Source organism: Pseudomonas sp. 15C, assembly GCF_055484735.1.
In genome coordinates this window covers 186,649-204,367 of the sequence record NZ_JBUDGD010000004.1, presented here as the reverse complement: position 1 = coordinate 204,367, position 17,719 = coordinate 186,649, and the positions used below count along the sequence as shown (strand labels likewise).

18 protein-coding genes are annotated in these 17,719 nt (G+C 59.3%); 11 read left to right on the top strand and 7 right to left on the bottom strand.

The genetic code is table 11. The features are described from left to right. Positions 1-117: 117 nt before the first annotated feature. Positions 118-1,119, bottom strand: a complete 1,002-nt coding sequence (locus ACYYKW_RS04650) for an LLM class flavin-dependent oxidoreductase (protein WP_464989525.1) — start codon at positions 1,117-1,119, stop codon at positions 118-120. 240 nt (positions 1,120-1,359) lie between these two features. On the opposite strand from ACYYKW_RS04650, the gene ACYYKW_RS04645 reads away from it, so the two are divergent. Further along, the gene (locus ACYYKW_RS04645; protein ID WP_090288018.1) at positions 1,360-1,791 is read left to right on the top strand and encodes an OsmC family protein; all 432 of its coding nucleotides are present in this window, start codon (positions 1,360-1,362) and stop codon (positions 1,789-1,791) included. A gap of 248 nt (positions 1,792-2,039) precedes the next feature. Continuing rightward, the gene (locus ACYYKW_RS04640) at positions 2,040-2,279 is read left to right on the top strand and encodes a DUF1161 domain-containing protein (protein WP_093096164.1); all 240 of its coding nucleotides are present in this window, start codon (positions 2,040-2,042) and stop codon (positions 2,277-2,279) included. Between the two features lie 4 nt (positions 2,280-2,283). Here ACYYKW_RS04640 and ACYYKW_RS04635 read toward each other — a convergent pair whose 3' ends face one another. After that, the gene (locus ACYYKW_RS04635; protein ID WP_093096171.1) at positions 2,284-2,703 is read right to left on the bottom strand and encodes a PA0061/PA0062 family lipoprotein; all 420 of its coding nucleotides are present in this window, start codon (positions 2,701-2,703) and stop codon (positions 2,284-2,286) included. A gap of 40 nt (positions 2,704-2,743) precedes the next feature. Continuing rightward, the gene (locus ACYYKW_RS04630) at positions 2,744-3,166 is read right to left on the bottom strand and encodes a PA0061/PA0062 family lipoprotein (RefSeq protein ID WP_090288013.1); all 423 of its coding nucleotides are present in this window, start codon (positions 3,164-3,166) and stop codon (positions 2,744-2,746) included. A gap of 59 nt (positions 3,167-3,225) precedes the next feature. Between ACYYKW_RS04630 and ACYYKW_RS04625 the strand changes: the two genes are divergently transcribed. Continuing rightward, complete coding sequence (locus tag ACYYKW_RS04625; protein WP_464989524.1) at positions 3,226-4,317, top strand: aminopeptidase; 1,092 nt, start codon at positions 3,226-3,228, stop codon at positions 4,315-4,317. A 227-nt stretch (positions 4,318-4,544) separates the two neighbouring features. On the opposite strand, the gene ACYYKW_RS04620 is transcribed toward ACYYKW_RS04625, so the two are convergent. Both ACYYKW_RS04620 and ACYYKW_RS04615 read right to left on the bottom strand, forming a co-directional pair. Further along, the gene (locus ACYYKW_RS04620) at positions 4,545-5,195 is read right to left on the bottom strand and encodes an HAD family hydrolase (protein WP_090288010.1); all 651 of its coding nucleotides are present in this window, start codon (positions 5,193-5,195) and stop codon (positions 4,545-4,547) included. Between the two features lie 29 nt (positions 5,196-5,224). Continuing rightward, entirely contained in the window at positions 5,225-5,770 is a 546-nt protein-coding gene (locus tag ACYYKW_RS04615; protein WP_464989523.1) for a gamma carbonic anhydrase family protein, read from the bottom strand. Between the two features lie 89 nt (positions 5,771-5,859). Here ACYYKW_RS04615 and prlC point away from each other — a divergent pair, with 89 nt between their 5' ends. The 3 genes from prlC to ACYYKW_RS04600 all read left to right on the top strand — a co-directional run bounded on the left by prlC (position 5,860) and on the right by ACYYKW_RS04600 (position 10,312). After that, positions 5,860-7,911 (top strand): oligopeptidase A, encoded by a 2,052-nt coding sequence (gene prlC, locus ACYYKW_RS04610; RefSeq protein WP_464989522.1) that lies wholly within the window; start codon positions 5,860-5,862, stop codon positions 7,909-7,911. Then, on the top strand, positions 7,908-8,192 hold the full coding sequence (locus ACYYKW_RS04605; RefSeq protein ID WP_090288005.1) for a YheV family putative zinc ribbon protein: 285 nt from the start codon (positions 7,908-7,910) through the stop codon (positions 8,190-8,192). Before prlC ends, ACYYKW_RS04605 begins: the two co-directional genes overlap by 4 nt. Before the next feature lie 92 nt (positions 8,193-8,284). Next, positions 8,285-10,312, top strand: coding sequence for a M3 family metallopeptidase (locus ACYYKW_RS04600; RefSeq protein WP_464989521.1), 2,028 nt, complete (start codon positions 8,285-8,287; stop codon positions 10,310-10,312). 8 nt (positions 10,313-10,320) lie between these two features. Here ACYYKW_RS04600 and ACYYKW_RS04595 read toward each other — a convergent pair whose 3' ends face one another. Then, positions 10,321-10,965 carry a dual specificity protein phosphatase family protein gene (locus tag ACYYKW_RS04595; protein WP_464989520.1) on the bottom strand — a complete coding sequence of 215 codons (645 nt, stop codon included), beginning with the start codon at positions 10,963-10,965 and terminating at the stop codon, positions 10,321-10,323. Positions 10,966-11,265: 300 nt separating this feature from the next. Between ACYYKW_RS04595 and ACYYKW_RS04590 the strand changes: the two genes are divergently transcribed. The 3 genes from ACYYKW_RS04590 to ACYYKW_RS04580 are packed head-to-tail and all read left to right on the top strand — an operon-like array spanning position 11,266 to position 15,113. Next, a complete protein-coding gene (locus tag ACYYKW_RS04590; protein WP_093096198.1) occupies positions 11,266-12,012 on the top strand; it encodes a gluconate 2-dehydrogenase subunit 3 family protein in 747 nt (248 codons plus the stop codon). A 2-nt stretch (positions 12,013-12,014) separates the two neighbouring features. Beyond that, complete coding sequence (locus ACYYKW_RS04585; RefSeq protein ID WP_464989519.1) at positions 12,015-13,799, top strand: GMC family oxidoreductase; 1,785 nt, start codon at positions 12,015-12,017, stop codon at positions 13,797-13,799. A 12-nt stretch (positions 13,800-13,811) separates the two neighbouring features. After that, entirely contained in the window at positions 13,812-15,113 is a 1,302-nt protein-coding gene (locus ACYYKW_RS04580) for a c-type cytochrome (RefSeq protein WP_464989518.1), read from the top strand. A gap of 64 nt (positions 15,114-15,177) precedes the next feature. Here the strand turns inward: ACYYKW_RS04580 and ACYYKW_RS04575 are convergent, their stop codons facing one another. Beyond that, positions 15,178-15,480 carry a hypothetical protein gene (locus tag ACYYKW_RS04575; RefSeq protein ID WP_090287993.1) on the bottom strand — a complete coding sequence of 101 codons (303 nt, stop codon included), beginning with the start codon at positions 15,478-15,480 and terminating at the stop codon, positions 15,178-15,180. Between the two features lie 213 nt (positions 15,481-15,693). Here ACYYKW_RS04575 and ACYYKW_RS04570 point away from each other — a divergent pair, with 213 nt between their 5' ends. Continuing rightward, positions 15,694-16,749, top strand: a complete 1,056-nt coding sequence (locus tag ACYYKW_RS04570; protein ID WP_464989517.1) for a PA0069 family radical SAM protein — start codon at positions 15,694-15,696, stop codon at positions 16,747-16,749. A gap of 235 nt (positions 16,750-16,984) precedes the next feature. Next, positions 16,985-17,713, top strand: a complete 729-nt coding sequence (locus ACYYKW_RS04565; protein ID WP_093096212.1) for a carbonic anhydrase — start codon at positions 16,985-16,987, stop codon at positions 17,711-17,713. Positions 17,714-17,719: the final 6 nt, after the last annotated feature.

Below are 17,719 nucleotides of genomic sequence, written 5' to 3'. Positions count from 1 at the left end.
AGGCCATCTCCTTCGCGATGAGCAATGTGTCTATTTAAAAGTGTCCACCATGTCTCCGAACATGTGTCTACCATGTGTCCGGTACATACAGGGAGAGGGTTAGGGTGAGGGCGTTTTTCAGCCTTTCATGACCTGCGCCAGCAATTCGTAGGAATGCAGACGATCGGCATGTTCATACAAGTCGCAGGTGAAAATCAGCTCATCCGCCTGGGTCTGCTCAATCAGCACCTGCAGCTTGGCGCGGATCTTCTCTGGGCCACCAACCATCGCCAGGCCCAGGAAATCGCCCACTGCTTCGCGCTCATGGGGCAACCACAGGCCATCCATGCTTTTCACCGGCGGACGCTGCACCAGGCTCTGCCCACGCATCAGCGCGAGAATGCGCTGATACACCGATGTGGCCAGATAATCCGCCTGCCCGTCGGTGTCTGCCGCAACCAGTGGCACGCCGAGCATCACGTACGGCTTGTCGAGCACCGCCGACGGCTTGAAGTGATTGCGATAGACGCGGATCGCCTCGTGCATGAAGCGCGGCGCGAAATGCGAGGCGAAGGCGTAAGGCAAACCGCGCTCACCGGCCAGTTGCGCGCTGAACAGACTGGAGCCGAGCAGCCAGATCGGCACGTTGGTGCCGGTGCCCGGCATTGCGATCACTCGTTGTTCCGGAGTACGCGGGCCGAGGTAACGCACCAGTTCGGCGACGTCTTCGGGGAAGTCATCAGCACTGCCAGAACGTTCACGGCGCAACGCGCGTGCGGTCATCTGATCGGAGCCGGGCGCGCGGCCCAGGCCAAGATCGATGCGCCCCGGATACAGACTCTCCAGCGTGCCGAACTGCTCGGCAATCACCAGCGGTGCATGGTTGGGCAGCATGACACCGCCGGAACCGACACGAATGCTAGACGTTCCGCCGGCCAGATAACCGAGCAGCACCGACGTCGCCGAACTGGCAATGCCATCCATGTTGTGGTGTTCAGCCACCCAGAAGCGCGTGAAGCCGAGTTTCTCGACATGCTGCGCCAGGTCCAGCGAATTGCGCAGCGATTGCGCCGGGCTGCCGTTTTCGCGCACCGGTACCAGATCAAGGGTGGAAAATTTTACGTCGGACAGTTGTTTCATAAACCTGCATCTCCGAGTGGGGAGGCAGGTTTTTCTAGCGAACGAAAACCTGCCAGATCCATAAGCGTGTTTCATGCAATGAGGGCATATACCCGAGTTTCAATAGAGGCGTCGAAATTTCCTACTAAAAAAGTCAACGATTCAGCCAGGCTGAACTTTGTTCCGCCGTCTATCCTCAGAAGCCTTGCTAGTGAAAACCACGACGGCGCGGCGTTCCGCGCCCTATTTGAGGAGGCAGACATGGCTATCGTGAAAAAGGCATCGGCGCATTGGGAAGGTGATCTGAAAACCGGTCTGGGCTCGATCTCCACCGAAACCGGCGTACTCCGGGAAGCGCCTTATGGTTTCAAGGCGCGCTTCGAGGGCGGCAAGGGCACCAACCCGGAAGAACTGATCGGCGCCGCGCATGCCGGCTGCTTCTCCATGGCGTTTTCGATGATTCTGGGCGATGCGGGCCTGAAGGCCGACAGTATCGATACCAACGCTGAAGTCACGCTGGATCAGGTCGACGGCGGGTTTGCAATCACCGCTATAAAGTTGATTCTCAAGGCGAAGATTCCCGGGGCGACCCAGCAACAGTTTGAGGAATTGAGCAACAAGGCCAAGGAAGGGTGCCCGGTGTCCAAGGTGCTGAATGCGAAAATTACCCTTGAGGCTTCGCTGATCAGCTAATTCAGCATTGGCTGGTCTGACGCCATCGCGAGCAGGCTCACTCCTACAGTTGATCGCATTCCAGCTGAATAAATGTGATCCCTTGTAGGAGTGAGCCTGCTCGCGATAGCAACCTCAGCATCACCAGGACCTCAGGCTCTTGGCACAAGGTGTGAGCAAAGTCAGAACCCGCTCCGTGGAAATGTGGTCGAATAACTGACAGCAGCTTCAGCGCACGCCCGTGCGCGCTGCCTCAAGGAGCTTCATCGATGAAACGTATTGGCTTGGCGATCCTTTGCAGTGCACTGGCCACCTCCGCTATCGCAGCCCCCAAGAACTGCGAAGAACTCAGAAAGGAAATCGAAATCAAGATTCAGGCGAAGGCAATTCCGTCGTACACCTTGGAAATCATCACCAAGGAGGAGGCGAAACAGCACGATTCAGCCATGATCGTCGGTTCTTGCGAGAACGGTCAGAAGAGAATCATCTACCAGAAAAACGACAGCTGAAGCGCTAGATGATGCAGTTGAACTCGCGATCTTCGGCAACGATTTCGCGTTTCGCGTTGTATAACCGCGCACTTGGCGTAAAGGCCAGCGAGCGCCCCTCCAGTAGATAACGCTGGCCCGCCTCGAAATGCTCGTAACGAATGGTCAGATAGCACAAGCGCTCGACCGGGCCGGTCAGCAGGCTGCCGCCGCCACCGAATACTTCGAAATCGAAGCGCACGCGCAGTTCATGGCTGCCGGGGGTGACCTGAAAGAAACGCCCGTCGTTCAGACGTTGGTTGTCCAGACGCTCGGCCATCAATAACTTGCCGCCGGGGCTCGGCGTCGAGAACTCGACCCAGGCCATTTGCGGATCAACCGGGGGCAGCGGCGTCTGGCACCCGGCGAGCAGACTGACAGCTAGCAACAACAGCACTTGGCGCATGATGAATGTCCACGGATCGGAACATTCAGCATAGCGCCGATCAGCTGCTCTGGCAGCCCGCTGGCGTGGCCTGGCCGACCATTTTGCGCTGCTCGTCATAGAGTTTGGCCCACGGCCGGAAGCCGATACTGCCGGCCTGCAATTGATAACGCTGGCCGGCGTTGAAATCCTTGAATTTGACGCTCAACCGGCAATCGCGCCAGAGCGGTTCAGCACCAGGGCCGATATTGGTAGCCTCGACCGGGAACTGATAACGAACCTTGAGCTCATGGCTGCCGGGCTGTACTTCGAAGTAGCGCTTGTCGACGGCCGCTTGCGTATCGACCTGCAGCGCTTGCAGCGCCGTGTCCTGTTGCCGGGCGTCCAGATCGATCCAGGCTTGCGAGGGGTCAGGGTCGGGCATTCCGAATCCGGCACAACCGGCCAGCGTCAGCAGGCCCCCTGTCAGCATCAACTTGCGCATAGCGGTGCTCCTGAAGGCGGGATAGTCTTGCGGGCAGACTCTCCGAGGGATTTCTTATTGTGATCAGGCCGTTTCCAAGCCTTGGGTTACTTGATCGCGTTTTTACGATTTTGTTTCCGGGTGTGTTGTTTTTGTTGCTCAACGGTTGTGCCAGCGTCAGCTATTACAGTCAGTTGGCCAGTGGGCAGTTGCAACTACTGCACGCGCGCGAACCGGTACAAAAAGTGATCAACGATCCAGGCCGAGACGCGACGTTGCGCGCTCACCTGGCGCAATCGCAAAAGGCTCGCACCTTCGCCAGCGAGCATCTGCACCTCCCGGACAACCAGAGTTACCGGTTATACGCCGACATCGGTCGGCCGTACGTGGTGTGGAATGTGTTCGCCACTGCCGAATTTTCCCTGACCCCGCAAAATCATTGCTTCCCGATTGCCGGGTGCGTGGCCTACCGCGGCTATTACAGCCAGAGCGCGGCGCGGGGCGAAGCCGCGATCCAGCGTTTGAACCGTATGGACGTGTCAATTGGCGGCGTCGAGGCCTATTCGACCCTCGGCTGGTTCAACGACCCGATTATCAACACGATGATGGGTTGGGGCGAAGAGCGTCTGGCGACACTGATCTTCCATGAGCTGGCGCATCAGCGCTGTTATGTGCCGGACGACACCGAGTTCAATGAGTCCTTTGCCACATTCGTCGAGCAGGAGGGCACCCGGCAATGGCGCGCGTTTCGCGGGTTGCCGGCCGATAACGCCTCACGGCTCAAACAGCGTGACCAGTTCATCAACCTGGTTCTCGACACTCGCTCACGCCTGGAAACCTTATACGCACAACCATTGCCCGCCGAGCAGATGCGCGAGCGCAAAGCGGCGGAGTTCGAGCGCTTTCGGCGCGATTATCGGGCGCTGCGTGACAGCGAATGGGCCGGGGACAAGCGTTATGACGCCTGGGTGAACGCGCCGCTGAACAATGCGCGATTGTTGCCGTTTGGGCTGTATGACCAATGGGTGCCGGCGTTTGCCGGGTTATTCAGGCAGGTCGGCGGGGACTGGCTGAGGTTTTATACCGAGGTTGAGAAGCTGGGGAAGTTGCAGGTTGATGAGCGCAAGGTGGCGCTCAAAGCATTGGCCGAGTCACAGTCTTTGAGTGGCTGAACAGGCCTCATCGCCAGCAGGCTGGCTCCCACCTTGGTTTGTATACGACGCAAGTTCCTGTGAGAGGCTGCCGGTGGCTGAGCGCAAGGTGGCGCTCAAAGCATTGGCAGACTCCCAGTCCTCGAGTGGCTGAACAGGCCTCATCGCCAGCAGGCTGGCTCCCACATTGGTCTTGTATACGACGCAAATCCCCTGTGGGAGCCAGCCTGCTGGCGATAGCAATCTGATCAGCGCAGCAGAAACGCCTGATGCAACGCATCCAACGTCTCGAAGTGATAAGCCGGCGCTTCGGCATTCAACTCTTCAAAGCTGCCAAATCCATACCCCACCGCCGCCGCATCCAGGCCATTACTGCGCGCGCCAATCAAGTCGTGCTTGCGGTCGCCGATCATCAGCGTATCAGCCGGGTCCAGCCCTTCCTCCTGCAGCAAATGTGCGATCAACTCGACCTTGTTGGTCCGCGTGCCGTCCAGTTCGCTGCCGTAAATCACCTTGAAGTGCCGCGCGAAATCAAAATGCCGAGCAATCTCGCGGGCGAATTCCCATGGTTTCGACGTAGCGATAAACAGCTGACGCCCCTGACCGCTCAAGGTTTCCAGCAACGGCGTGACGCCATCGAACACCCGATTCTCATAAAGGCCAGTGACTTTGAAGCGCTCGCGGTAGAAATTCACCGCCTGCCACGCCTTGGCCTCGTCGAATGCGTAGAACTGCATGAACGCCTGCAACAGCGGCGGACCGATGAAGTGTTCGAGTCTGGTCAGATCCGGCTCGTCGATGCCGAGTTTGCCGAGGGCGAACTGAATGGAACGGGTGATGCCCTCACGCGGGTCGGTCAGGGTGCCATCGAGGTCGAACAATACGGTCTGGTAATGCATGGATAATCCTGGGCAGTCGCGATTTCGCTTCAGAGTGTGTCGTAGCCTTCGGCCAGATGCAGATCCTTGAGCTTCACATAATTGGCAGCGCTGTAGGTGAAGAAGGCGTTTTCCTTGTCGGTAAGGGCGCGCACCAGTTTCACCGGGCTGCCGACGTACAGGAAGCCGCTTTGCAGGCGCTTGCCCGGCGGCACCAGGCTGCCGGCGCCAATGATCACATCGTCCTCGACCACGGCGCCGTCCATGACAATGCTGCCCATGCCGATCAACACGCGGCTGCCGACGGTGCAGCCGTGCAGCATGACTTTATGAGCGATGGTCACATCGTCGCCAATCAGCAACGGGAAGCCATCGGGGTTGAACGGGCCGGCGTGGGTGATGTGCAGCACGCAGCCGTCCTGCACGCTGGTGCGCGCGCCGATGCGGATGCGGTGCATGTCGCCACGGATCACGGTCAGCGGCCAGACGGAGCTGTTTTCGCCGATTTCGACGTCGCCGATTACCACCGCGGATCCGTCGACAAACGCGCCTTTGCCTAACTGCGGGGTGTGTTGCTGGTACTTGCGAAGGGCCACGATTAGTTCTCTCTCTGTCGCCGATAGCTGCGGTGAGTGGCGATTGTAATTAAGATGGGCGCATGTTTCTTCCAGCCAAGGTGCCAACCGTGAGCGTGAACAACCCTCTGCTGCAGTCCTACGACCTGCCACCGTTCTCCACGATCCGTGCCGAACACGTCCTGCCGGCCATCGAAACCATTCTGGCCGATAACCGCGCGGCCATTGCCGAAATTCTCAAGAGCCAAGGGCAGAACCCAACGTGGGCCGGTCTGATATTGGCGATGGACGAACTCAATGATCGTCTCGGCGCGGCCTGGAGCCCGGTCAGCCACCTCAATGCCGTGTGCAACAGCGCCGAACTGCGTGAAGCCTACGAGTCGTGCTTGCCGGCCTTGAGCGCCTACTCCACCGAAATGGGCCAGAACCGCGAGTTGTTCCAGGCTTATGAAGCGCTGGCCAACAGCCCGGAAGCCGCCGGTTTTGACGTCGCGCAAAAGACTATTCTCGAACAGGCGCTGCGTGACTTCCGTCTGTCGGGTATCGACCTGCCGGAGGCCGAACAGAAGCGTTACGCCGAAGTGCAGAGCAAACTGTCCGAGCTGGGCAGCCGTTTCTCCAATCAACTGCTCGATGCCACTCAGGCCTGGACCAAGCATGTCACCGACGAAGCCGCCCTCGCCGGCCTGACCGATTCGGCCAAGGCGCAAATGGCGGCCGCCGCGCAAGCCAAAGGCCTCGACGGCTGGCTGATCACCCTCGAATTCCCGAGCTATTACGCGGTGATGACCTACGCGCAGGACCGTGCGTTGCGTGAAGAAGTCTACGCCGCCTACTGCACCCGCGCCTCGGATCAAGGCCCGAACGCCGGCCAGAACGACAACGGCCCGGTGATGGAACAGATCCTCGACCTGCGCCAGGAACTGGCCAAGCTATTGGGCTTTGCCAGCTTCGCCGAACTGAGTCTGGCGACCAAGATGGCCGAATCCAGCGATCAGGTGCTGAGCTTCCTGCGTGATCTGGCCAAGCGCAGCAAGCCGTTTGCCGAGCAGGATCTGCAACAGTTGCGGGCCTACGCCGCCGAACAAGGCTGCGCCGATCTGCAAAGCTGGGACAGCGGTTTCTACGGCGAAAAACTGCGCGAACAGCGTTACAGCGTCGCCCAGGAAACCCTGCGCGCCTACTTCCCGATCGACAAAGTGCTGAGCGGCCTGTTCGCCATTGTTCAGCGTCTGTACGGCATCGAAATCGCCGAGCTGAAAGGCTTCGACACTTGGCACCCGGACGTGCGCCTGTTCGAAATCAAGGAAAACGGCGAGCACGTCGGGCGCTTCTTCTTCGACCTCTATGCCCGCGCCAACAAGCGTGGCGGTGCGTGGATGGACGGCGCCCGCGACCGCCGACGCACCGTCGACGGTGTACTGCAAAGCCCGGTGGCCAACCTGGTGTGCAACTTCACCCCGGCCGACAGCGGCAAGCCAGCGCTGCTGACCCACGATGAAGTGACCACGCTGTTCCACGAGTTCGGCCATGGCCTGCATCACCTGCTGACCCGCGTCGATCATGCTGGCGTATCGGGCATCAACGGCGTGGCGTGGGATGCGGTCGAGCTGCCGAGCCAGTTCATGGAAAACTGGTGCTGGGAGCCGGAAGGCCTCGCACTGATTTCCGGTCACTACGAAACCGGCGAGCCGCTGCCGCAGGATCTGCTGGAAAAAATGCTCGCGGCGAAAAACTTCCAGTCCGGCCTGATGATGGTCCGTCAGCTGGAATTCTCGCTGTTCGACTTCGAACTGCACGCCACCCACGGTGACGGCCGCAGCGTGGCGCAGGTGCTTGAAGGCGTTCGTGACGAGGTATCGGTGATGCGCCCTCCGGCGTATAACCGCTTCCCCAACAGCTTTGCGCACATCTTCGCTGGCGGTTATGCCGCCGGTTACTACAGCTACAAGTGGGCTGAAGTGCTTTCGGCGGATGCTTTCTCCAAATTCGAAGAAGACGGTGTGCTCAACGCGCAAACCGGTCGCGCTTTCCGCGAGGCGATTCTGGCCCGTGGCGGTTCGCAGGCACCGATGGTGCTGTTCGTCGACTTCCGTGGCCGTGAGCCGTCGATTGACGCGCTGTTGCGCCACAGCGGCCTGAGTGAGGACGCGGCAGCATGAGTGAGGGGCCTGTGATTACCAAAAAGCGCTTTATCGCCGGGGCGGTTTGCCCGGCGTGCAGCGAGCCAGACAAACTGATGATGTGGAACGAAGACGGCGTGCCGCACCGCGAATGCGTGGCCTGCGGTTATTCGGACACGCTGAATGAGCAAGGGCTGTCGGTGCCCAAGGAACTGGGCACGCGAGTCAACACCAGTGCGCTCAAGCCGCCAGCGGACAAGAAAGTCCAGGCAGTGCAGTTTTTCCCTAATCCAAAACTGAAGAAAAAGACTGACGAGTAAAATCGCCACTTCCAGGTGGTATTCCTTTACCGCCTGAACTTCGCGCCTTGTCCGTATGCTGGGTTTTTCAGCCTACGGTCAAGGAAGACGCGATGCCCCCTGCCAACCCCCTGCTGCAACGCTGGCAACTGCCGGCCTGGTCCGAGCTGCAAGCCGAACACCTGGTGCCCGCCTTCGAGGCCATCGTCGCTGACAACCAACGGATCATCGCCGAGGTGATTGCCACGCAGACCATCCACCCGAACTGGGATGATCTGGTGATCGCCATCGACGAAGCCGACGCACGGATCGCCGAAGCCATCGCCATCGTAGAAGTGCTCGACACGGTCAAAGGCACTGATGCCGATTGGCTAGCGCAAAGCGCGCGATGCAACCTGGCTGCAAAGCGCTATCGCTCGCAGAAATTTGCCAATCTGGCGCTTTACCGCACCTATCAAGGTCTGGAGCGGAGCCCGATCGCCGCCAGCTTCGATGCGTTTCGCAAGGCATCGCTGGCCAGGACCCTGTCCGGCTTCCGTCTGACAGGCATCGAATTGCCCGCCGAACAACGTGAGCGACTGGCTGCGATCACCGTCGACATCGACTTTCAACAGCAATTGTTTCTGATCAATCTGGAGCGCAGTAACGCGGCCTGGACCCGACAGATCGACGAGTTTGCCACGCTGGATGGCCTGTCTGCCGACTTCACGGATCAGTTGCTGCTCAACGCGCGTCAGGCCGGAAAAACCGGCTGGCTGCTGACGCTGGATCGCAACACTTATGAATACCTGATGAAAAACGCCAGCGACCGCCGTTTGCGTGAGGCGTACTTCGTCGCGTTCAACACCCGGGCCTCGGATCAGGGGCCGCATGCCGACCGGTTCGACAACGGTCCGGTCTTGCAGAAACTGCTCGCGCTGCGCCATGAACAAGCTCGATTGCTAGGCTTCGAAAGCTTTGCCCATCTGCGCCTTTCGCAACAGATGGCGGCCTCGCCGGCTCAGGTCGAAGCATTTCTAAAGCAGCAGATCGCACGCAACCGCGCGGCGCTGGAGCGGGACACACAGGACTTGCAGGCATTTGCTGCGACCCGGGGGGTCGATGATCTGCAGGCCTGGGATTTTGACTATTTCGCTGAACAATGGCGCCAGCAACATTCGGCGAGCGCACTCAAAGGCCTTCGCCAGCACTTTGAACTCGACGAAACGCTGCGCCGTTTCTGCCAGTTCATCGAACATCTATTCGGCGTCAAACTGACCGAGCGCAAGGACCTGAGCCATTGGCACGAGGCGGTGCGGCTGTTGGAGATCAGCGAGTACGATCAAGTCATCGGCTTTATCTACCTGGACCTCTTTCATCGCCCGGACGCACCCGACTATGCCATGACCCACACCGTGCGCGACCACCGTATCAATGCCGAAGGTCGACCGGCTCTGCCGATCGCTGTCCTCCATTGCAATTTCCCGCCCATCAGCGGCGGGCATCAGGGCCTGCTGTCGCACAAGGACTTGCGCGTGCTGTTTCATGAGTTCGGGCATTGCCTGCAGCATGTGCTGACCCGCTCGCCTCACTTTAACCTTTCGGGAATCTCGCAAATGGGCCGTGACTCGGGTGAATTCGCCGGGCAGCTGTTCGAGCAGTTGAGCCTGTCGAGTGAGCTTCTTGAGTGGCTGTCCGCGCATTACCAGAACCGTGTGCCGTTGAGCCGTGAGCGGATCAGCTCGGCGCTGACCGCCATCGCGGCGCACACCAGCCGCGATACCGCGATGCTGTTGCTTGAGTCATTGCTCGATCTTGAATTGCACCGCAGCGAGGCCAATGGCCGCAACGTGCAACAGTGCTTCGACGCGGTGCTGCAGCAGATACCGCAACTGAACCTGCCGACCTATTGCCGGTTTGCAAACAGTTTCGATTACGTGGTGACCGGTTACGAAGCCTCGGTGTACGCCTACAAATGGTCAGGTGTGCTGGCCTCCGAAGCGTTCAAGCGCGTCGAACGCGAAGGCGTGTTCAACACACAGACCGGTCGGGATCTGCGCGAGGCATTCTTCTCTGGCGATTCGGTTTCGCTGCCGGACGCAATGGAGACGTTCCTCGGTTATCCAATACCTGCCGAACTTTTTCCAGCACAGCCGGATTGAACCGCGGGCTACTCGACGTGGGCCGATTTGAACCAGCTTTTCATAGAGCAGGTGGCGAAGGCACTGGTGCTGCAATCACCGTTGGCCAGCGCATTGCGCAACTTGTCTACATCCGCCTGCATCATGTAGCGAATGCCGTCCTTGAAGTGGGTGCTGTCGCCGAAACCGCCCTGAGTCATTTCGCTCATTGCGTCCTCTTTGCTCCACCCCTGCACCACGACCCGATACATGGCCGCCATCAGCCCGGTGCGATCAGAACCGTGCTTGCAATGCATCAGCACCGGGCCGTTGGCTTCGGCCGCCTGGATGGCACGCAAAGCCTTGAGCACGTCACTGTCGTCGACATGATTGGTGCGGTAGGGCAATCGCACCTGCTCAATGGCAGGATCCGCTAGCCAGCTGCGATCATCGTCCTGGAGAAAATTGATCACCGTGATGATCTTCAGATTTTTCAGAAGCGGCAGCGCACCACCGTCGGGCAAAGCGCTGCGATACAAGGTCGGCGACATCTGGAACAGGTTGTATTGCACCTCCACCGGCTGCGCCCATTCAGCCGGACGGGCCATCGATAGCGACTCCGCCTGAGCGGACGTAAGCTGCAACAAGGCAAAAAGCACCGAGCAGAACACAGGGAAAACGCGCACTCGAGACATGCTGGAATTGACCGTTTCGGATGTTTCAGTGAGAGACGGCGCAGCTTCGCGATAGAACGGTCAAAGCCCTGTGAGCCGCTTGTTAAAGAATTGTGAACGGCCATTGATGACAAAAATTTCATTGCGGCCGCGGCTTTTTTCCATCGAGCCGGTTCATGCTGATGCTTAGCCTGCTACCATTTGTCACACGATGTTGCAGGCACCCCTGCCTTTTTCAGGCCAGGGCGCTGTCGTTGCGACGCAAAATCCCAAGCCTTTCGCAGAATCGGCTCAATGCTAATGCCTGATGAGGTGTACCCCATGTCTGATGAAAATCGAGACAACCCGCGGCGTGAGTTTTTGCGCAAATCCCTGACCCTGATCCCAGTCGTCACCCTGGCCGGCAGCGGTCTGGGCAGCAGCGTGCTGAACGCCGCGCCTGAAACCGCGCCCGCCAAACCTGCCACCCAGCCAGTTCGTGCCAAGGCCGGCGAGTACCAGCCCAGCTATTTCACCGCTGAGGAATGGGCGTTCATCAATGCCGCCGTCGCGCAATTGATCCCCAACGATGCCCAAGGCCCGGGCGCGCTCGAAGCCGGCGTGCCGGAATACATCGATCGTCAGATGAACACGCCGTACGCCGCCGGTGCCCTGTGGTACATGCAAGGCCCGTTCAATGCCGACGCCGCGCCGGAGATGGGTTGGCAGAGCAAACTGGTGCCCAAGGACATCTATCGTCTGGGCATCGCCGCCACTGATCAGTGGGCAAAAGCCCTCAACGGTAAAACATTTGCCGAGCAAGACAGCGCTACCCGAGACGATTTGCTCAAGCAGCTTGAAGCCGGCAAACCACAGTTCGACGCGGTTCCGGCGAAGATTTTCTTCAATCTGCTGCTGCAAAACACCAAGGAAGGCTTCTTCTGCGACCCGATTCACGGTGGCAATAAAGGCATGGTCGGCTGGACCATGATCGGTTTCCCCGGCGCCCGCGCCGATTTCATGGATTGGGTAGAACGCAACGAGCAGTACCCCTTCCCGGCAGTGTCGATTCGCGGCGAGAGGGCGTAAGCATGGCAACGGTAATGAAAAAGGTCGACGCGGTGATCGTCGGTTTCGGCTGGACCGGCGCGATCATGGCCAAGGAACTGACAGAAGCGGGTCTCAACGTGCTGGCGCTGGAGCGCGGGCCGATGCAGGACACCTACCCCGACGGCAACTATCCACAGGTGATCGACGAACTCACCTACAGCGTGCGCAAGAAACTCTTTCAGGACATCTCCAAAGAGACCGTGACCATTCGGCATAGCGTCAACGACATCGCCCTGCCGAACCGCCAGTTGGGCGCGTTCCTGCCGGGCAATGGCGTCGGCGGTGCCGGTTTGCATTGGTCGGGCGTGCACTTCCGTGTCGATCCGATCGAGTTGCGCATGCGCAGCCATTACGAAGAGCGCTACGGCAAAAGCTTCATCCCCAAGGACATGACCATTCAGGACTTCGGCGTCAGCTATGAAGAGCTGGAGCCGTTCTTCGATTTCGCCGAAAAGGTCTTCGGCACCTCCGGCCAGGCCTGGACCGTCAAAGGCCATCTGGTCGGTCAGGGCAAGGGCGGCAACCCTTACGCCCCGGACCGCTCCAACCCGTTCCCGCTCGAAGCGCAGAAGAATACGGTTTCGGCTCAGCTGTTCGGCAAAGCCGCGACGGAGGTCGGTTACAAACCCTACAACCTGCCCTCAGCCAATACGTCGGGGCCGTACACCAATCCCTACGGCGCGCAGATGGGCCCGTGCAATTTCTGCGGTTTCTGCAGCGGTTATGTCTGCTACATGTATTCCAAGGCGTCGCCGAACGTGAACATTCTGCCGGCGCTCAAGCCGCTGCCGAATTTCGAACTGCGGCCCAACTCCCATGTGCTGCGGGTCAACCTCGACAGCAGCAAGAGCAAAGCCACCGGCGTGACCTACGTCGACGGCCAGGGCCGCGAGATCGAACAGCCAGCGGATCTGGTGATTCTCGGCGCGTTCCAGTTGCACAACGTGCGTCTGATGCTGCTCTCGGGCATTGGCAAACCGTACGATCCGATCAGCGGCGAAGGCGTGGTCGGGCGCAACTTCGCCTACCAGAACATGGCGACCATCAAGGCGTTCTTCGATAAGGATACTCACACCAACAACTTCATCGGCGCCGGCGGCAACGGCGTGGCGCTGGATGACTTCAACGCCGACAACTTCGACCACGGCCCGCACGGCTTCGTCGGCGGCTCGCCGATGTGGGTCAACCAGGCCGGCAGCCGCCCGATTGCCGGCACCTCGAACCCGCCCGGCACTCCGGCGTGGGGCAGCGCGTGGAAACGTGCGACCGCCGATTACTACACCCATCAGGTGTCGATGGACGCCCATGGTGCGCATCAGTCGTACCGCGGCAACTACCTCGATCTCGACCCGGTCTATCGCGATGCCTACGGCCTGCCGCTGCTGCGGATGACCTTCGACTGGCAGGAAAACGACATCAAGATGAACCGCTTCATGGTCGAGAAAATGGGCAAGGTCGCCCAAGCGATGGGGCCAAAAGCGATTGCTGTGATCGGCAAACAGGTCGGCGACCACTTCAACACGGCGTCTTATCAGACCACCCACCTCAACGGTGGCGCGATCATGGGCACCGATCCGAAGACCAGCGCGTTGAACCGCTACCTGCAGAGCTGGGACGTGCATAACGTCTTCGTGCCCGGCGCCTCGGCGTTCCCGCAAGGCCTGGGCTACAACCCGACCGGGCTGGTCGCAGCACTGACCTACTGGTCGGCAAAAGCGATCCGTGAGCAGTACCTGAAAAACCCCGGCCCGCTGGTTCAGGCATAAGGAGCGATGACCATGAAAAATCTCGTTATCGCCACCCTGGCGCTGCTCGGCAGTGCCTCCCTTCAGGCAGCGGAAGTAGATCAGAATCTGATCAAGCAAGGCGAATACCTCGCCCGCGCCGGTGATTGCGTGGCTTGCCACACCGCGAAAAACGGCAAGCCGTTCGCCGGCGGCCTGCCGATGGAAACCCCGATCGGCACGATCTACTCGACCAACATCACCCCGGACAAATCCGGTATCGGTGATTACAGCTTCGAGGACTTTGACCAGGCCGTGCGCCATGGCGTGGCCAAAAACGGCAGCACCTTGTACCCGGCAATGCCGTATCCATCCTACGCCCGGGTCAACCAAGCCGACATGCAAGCGCTGTACGCGTATTTCATGCATGGCGTGGCTCCGGTCGCGCAGGAGAACAAGGCCAGCGACATCCCGTGGCCGCTGAGCATGCGCTGGCCGCTGATGGGCTGGCGCTGGCTGTTTGCGCCCAAGGTCGAGGACTTCACGGCTACGGGTGAGGATGCGGTAATCAACCGCGGCGCTTATCTGGTCGAAGGCCTCGGCCACTGCGGCGCCTGCCACACGCCGCGCGCCCTGACCATGCAGGAAAAATCCCTCAGCGCATCGGATGGCAAAACCTTCCTCGCCGGCAGTGCACCGCTGGAAGGCTGGATTGCCAAGAGCCTGCGCGGCGACAACAAGGACGGCCTCGGCAGCTGGAGCGAGGAGCAACTGGTGCAATTCCTCAAGACCGGCCGCAGTGATCGCAGCGCGGTGTTCGGCGGCATGAGCGACGTGGTCACGCACAGCATGCAGTACATGACCGACGCCGACCTGACCGCCATCGCCCGTTATCTGAAGTCGCTGCCGGCCAGCGACCCTTCGGATCAGCCACATCAGTACGATGAAAAAGCCGCCAAAGCGCTGTGGAACGGTGACGACAGTCAGCGTGGCGCTTCGGTGTACATCGACAACTGCGCGGCGTGCCACCGCACCGACGGGCACGGCTACACCCGCGTGTTCCCGGCGCTGGCGGGCAATCCGGTGTTGCAGACGGACGATCCGACTTCGTTGATCCACATCGTCCTCAAGGGCGGCACGCTGCCGGCCACGCACACTGCGCCATCGACCTTCACCATGCCCGGCTTCGCCTGGCGCCTGTCGGATCAGGAAGTCGCGGATGTGGTGAGTTTCATTCGTGGCAGTTGGGGCAACAAGGGCACACCGGTGAGCGCCAAAGACGTCGCCAACCTGCGCAGCAATGACATGGAAACCATGTCGCCGAATGATCTTGGTCAAGTGACCGAGCATCAATAAAACAAAACCCTGCATGAGCTTTTCATGCAGGGTTTTTATTTAAAGCGGTGAGCGTAAATCCAACTTACGGATTGACGATACTCACATACGCCTTGGCCAGCGCAATCAACTTTTCCTTGTCATCGCTATCGATATCACCGTCGCCGTCTACATCATTTTTGTTGCTGCGAATAGTGAAGGTCTTGCCACGATCAGCGGACACTGCGACCACGTAACTCGAATCGACCAAGGCCTCGGTGGGCTGCTCCTGCTCGGCATCCCAGCCCAATTCCTTGCGTGCCAGTTGCAGGGAAACAATGGTGTTGGGCTCGGAGGCATTGGGCAACATCATTTGCATGAAAACGCCACGTTGATTAAGAAACGACATGAACTAAATCCTTTTTGTTTTTGTAACCCATCTTGGGTCCACTTAAGTGCTGAAGATTATCTGCGGTAACTTTGCACAACAACCCAGTATGTGTATCGCCGGTTGTCTCTTGTTTGCGGATCAAGAAAGGGCAGTGGACTCATCGCTGAACGGTACTGGATCAGACACCCCTCACTCGGATACTGTATGTCCATACAGACCGAGAGCAGCATCATGATCACTCCACCGCCTCGCGGTCGCGGCACCGCAACCAACCCGCACAACCGCTTCGCGCCTAACCGTTCGGTGGCCGAGGATGACGGCTGGTATCAGGAAGTGCCTGAAACGCAGAACACCGAGGTGCTGATCGAAACCGCAAAAACCATCATCACCCGCAACGCTTCACCAGACCTGCCCTTCGACCGTTCGATCAATCCCTATCGCGGCTGCGAGCACGGCTGCATTTATTGCTACGCGCGGCCCAGCCATGCCTATTGGGACATGTCGCCGGGGCTGGATTTCGAAACCCGGTTGATTGCCAAGACCAACGCCGCGCAAGTGCTGGAAGAGCAATTGAGCAAGAAAGGCTATGAATGCGCGCCGATCAATCTGGGCTCCAACACCGATCCGTATCAGCCGATCGAACGCGAATACAAAATTACCCGGCAGACCCTCGAAGTGCTGCTGCGCTATCGGCATCCAGTGACCATCGTCACCAAAGGTTCGCTGATCCTGCGTGATCTGGATCTGCTCACCGAACTGGCGCAACAACGGCTGGTGAAAGTGATGATCAGCCTGACCACCCTGGATGACGAACTCAAACGCATTCTTGAACCCCGTGCCGCCGCGCCGAAGGCACGTTTGCGCGCGATCCGGGTGATGCGCGAGGCCGGGATTCCGGTCGGCGTGCTCTGTTCGCCGATGATTCCGATGATCAATGACAGCGAAATCGAAAGCCTGCTCAGCGAAGCCCACGCTGCCGGCGCGCAAAGCGCAGCGTACATGATGCTGCGCCTGCCGCTGGAAGTGGCGCCACTGTTCGAGGAATGGCTGGCCGCACATTATCCGCAACGCGCCGCCCATGTCCTGAGCCTGATCCGCCAGAGCCGCGGCGGCGAGCTCTACGACAGCCGTTTCGGTGCGCGCATGCGTGGCGAAGGCATTTTTGCCGAGCTGCTCGCGCAGCGTTTTGCCAAGGCCATCAAACGCCTTGGTTTGAATCATCGCGAAGGTTACGACCTCGATTGCACAGCCTTCTGTCCGCCGGGTCGCCAGATGTCGCTGATTTAGCGACAATTGACTCAGGGTTGTGGGTTGGAATCCTTCTGCCGAAATTCCCGGTCACGTTTTTGTGACCTGGAACACACGTTCTAGAGCGTTTGATTCAGTTTGAGTTAAGTTTCGGCAGCTACCTTGTTCATCGAGTGACTGACGGGTCGGGATGACCCGGATGGTTTAAACAGCCACTGGCTTCATACCGGAATACCGGGGGAAGACCCCCTGAATCCGCCAAAGAGGATGAATCATGAGTGACAAGGATAAACAGTCGTTGGCTGCCTCGGCGCAAAGCCCTGAAGCGGAATCCGCCGATGCAGCACTGCGACAGATCGTTGATGGCTTTTTACGCTTTCATCATGACGTTTTTCCCCAGCAGGAAGAACTGTTCAAGAAACTCGCTACGGCCCAGGCGCCCAAGGCGATGTTCATCACCTGCGCTGACTCGCGCATCGTTCCCGAGCTGATCACCCAGAGTTCGCCCGGCGATCTGTTCGTGACCCGTAACGTCGGCAACGTCGTGCCACCCTACGGGCAGATGAACGGCGGCGTTTCCACCGCGATCGAATATGCGGTGCTGGCGCTTGGCGTGCAGCACATCATCATCTGCGGCCATTCCGATTGCGGTGCCATGCGTGCGGTACTCAACCCGGACAGCCTGGAAAAAATGCCGACGGTCAAAGCCTGGCTGCGCCACGCCGAAGTGGCGAAAACCATGGTGCATGACAACTGCAACTGCACCGACGAAAAAGAAAGCATGCCGATCCTCACCGAGGAAAACGTCATCGCCCAGCTGCAGCACTTGCGTACCCATCCTTCGGTAGCCTCGCGCATGGCGAACGGTCATTTGTTCATCCATGGCTGGGTCTACAACATCGAAACCAGCGAAATCAAAGCTTACGACGCAGATCAGGGTCGTTTCCTGCCGCTTGATGGCAGCCATCCGATACCGGTCGCGACGCCCAAAGCGCGCTTCTAACTCTTC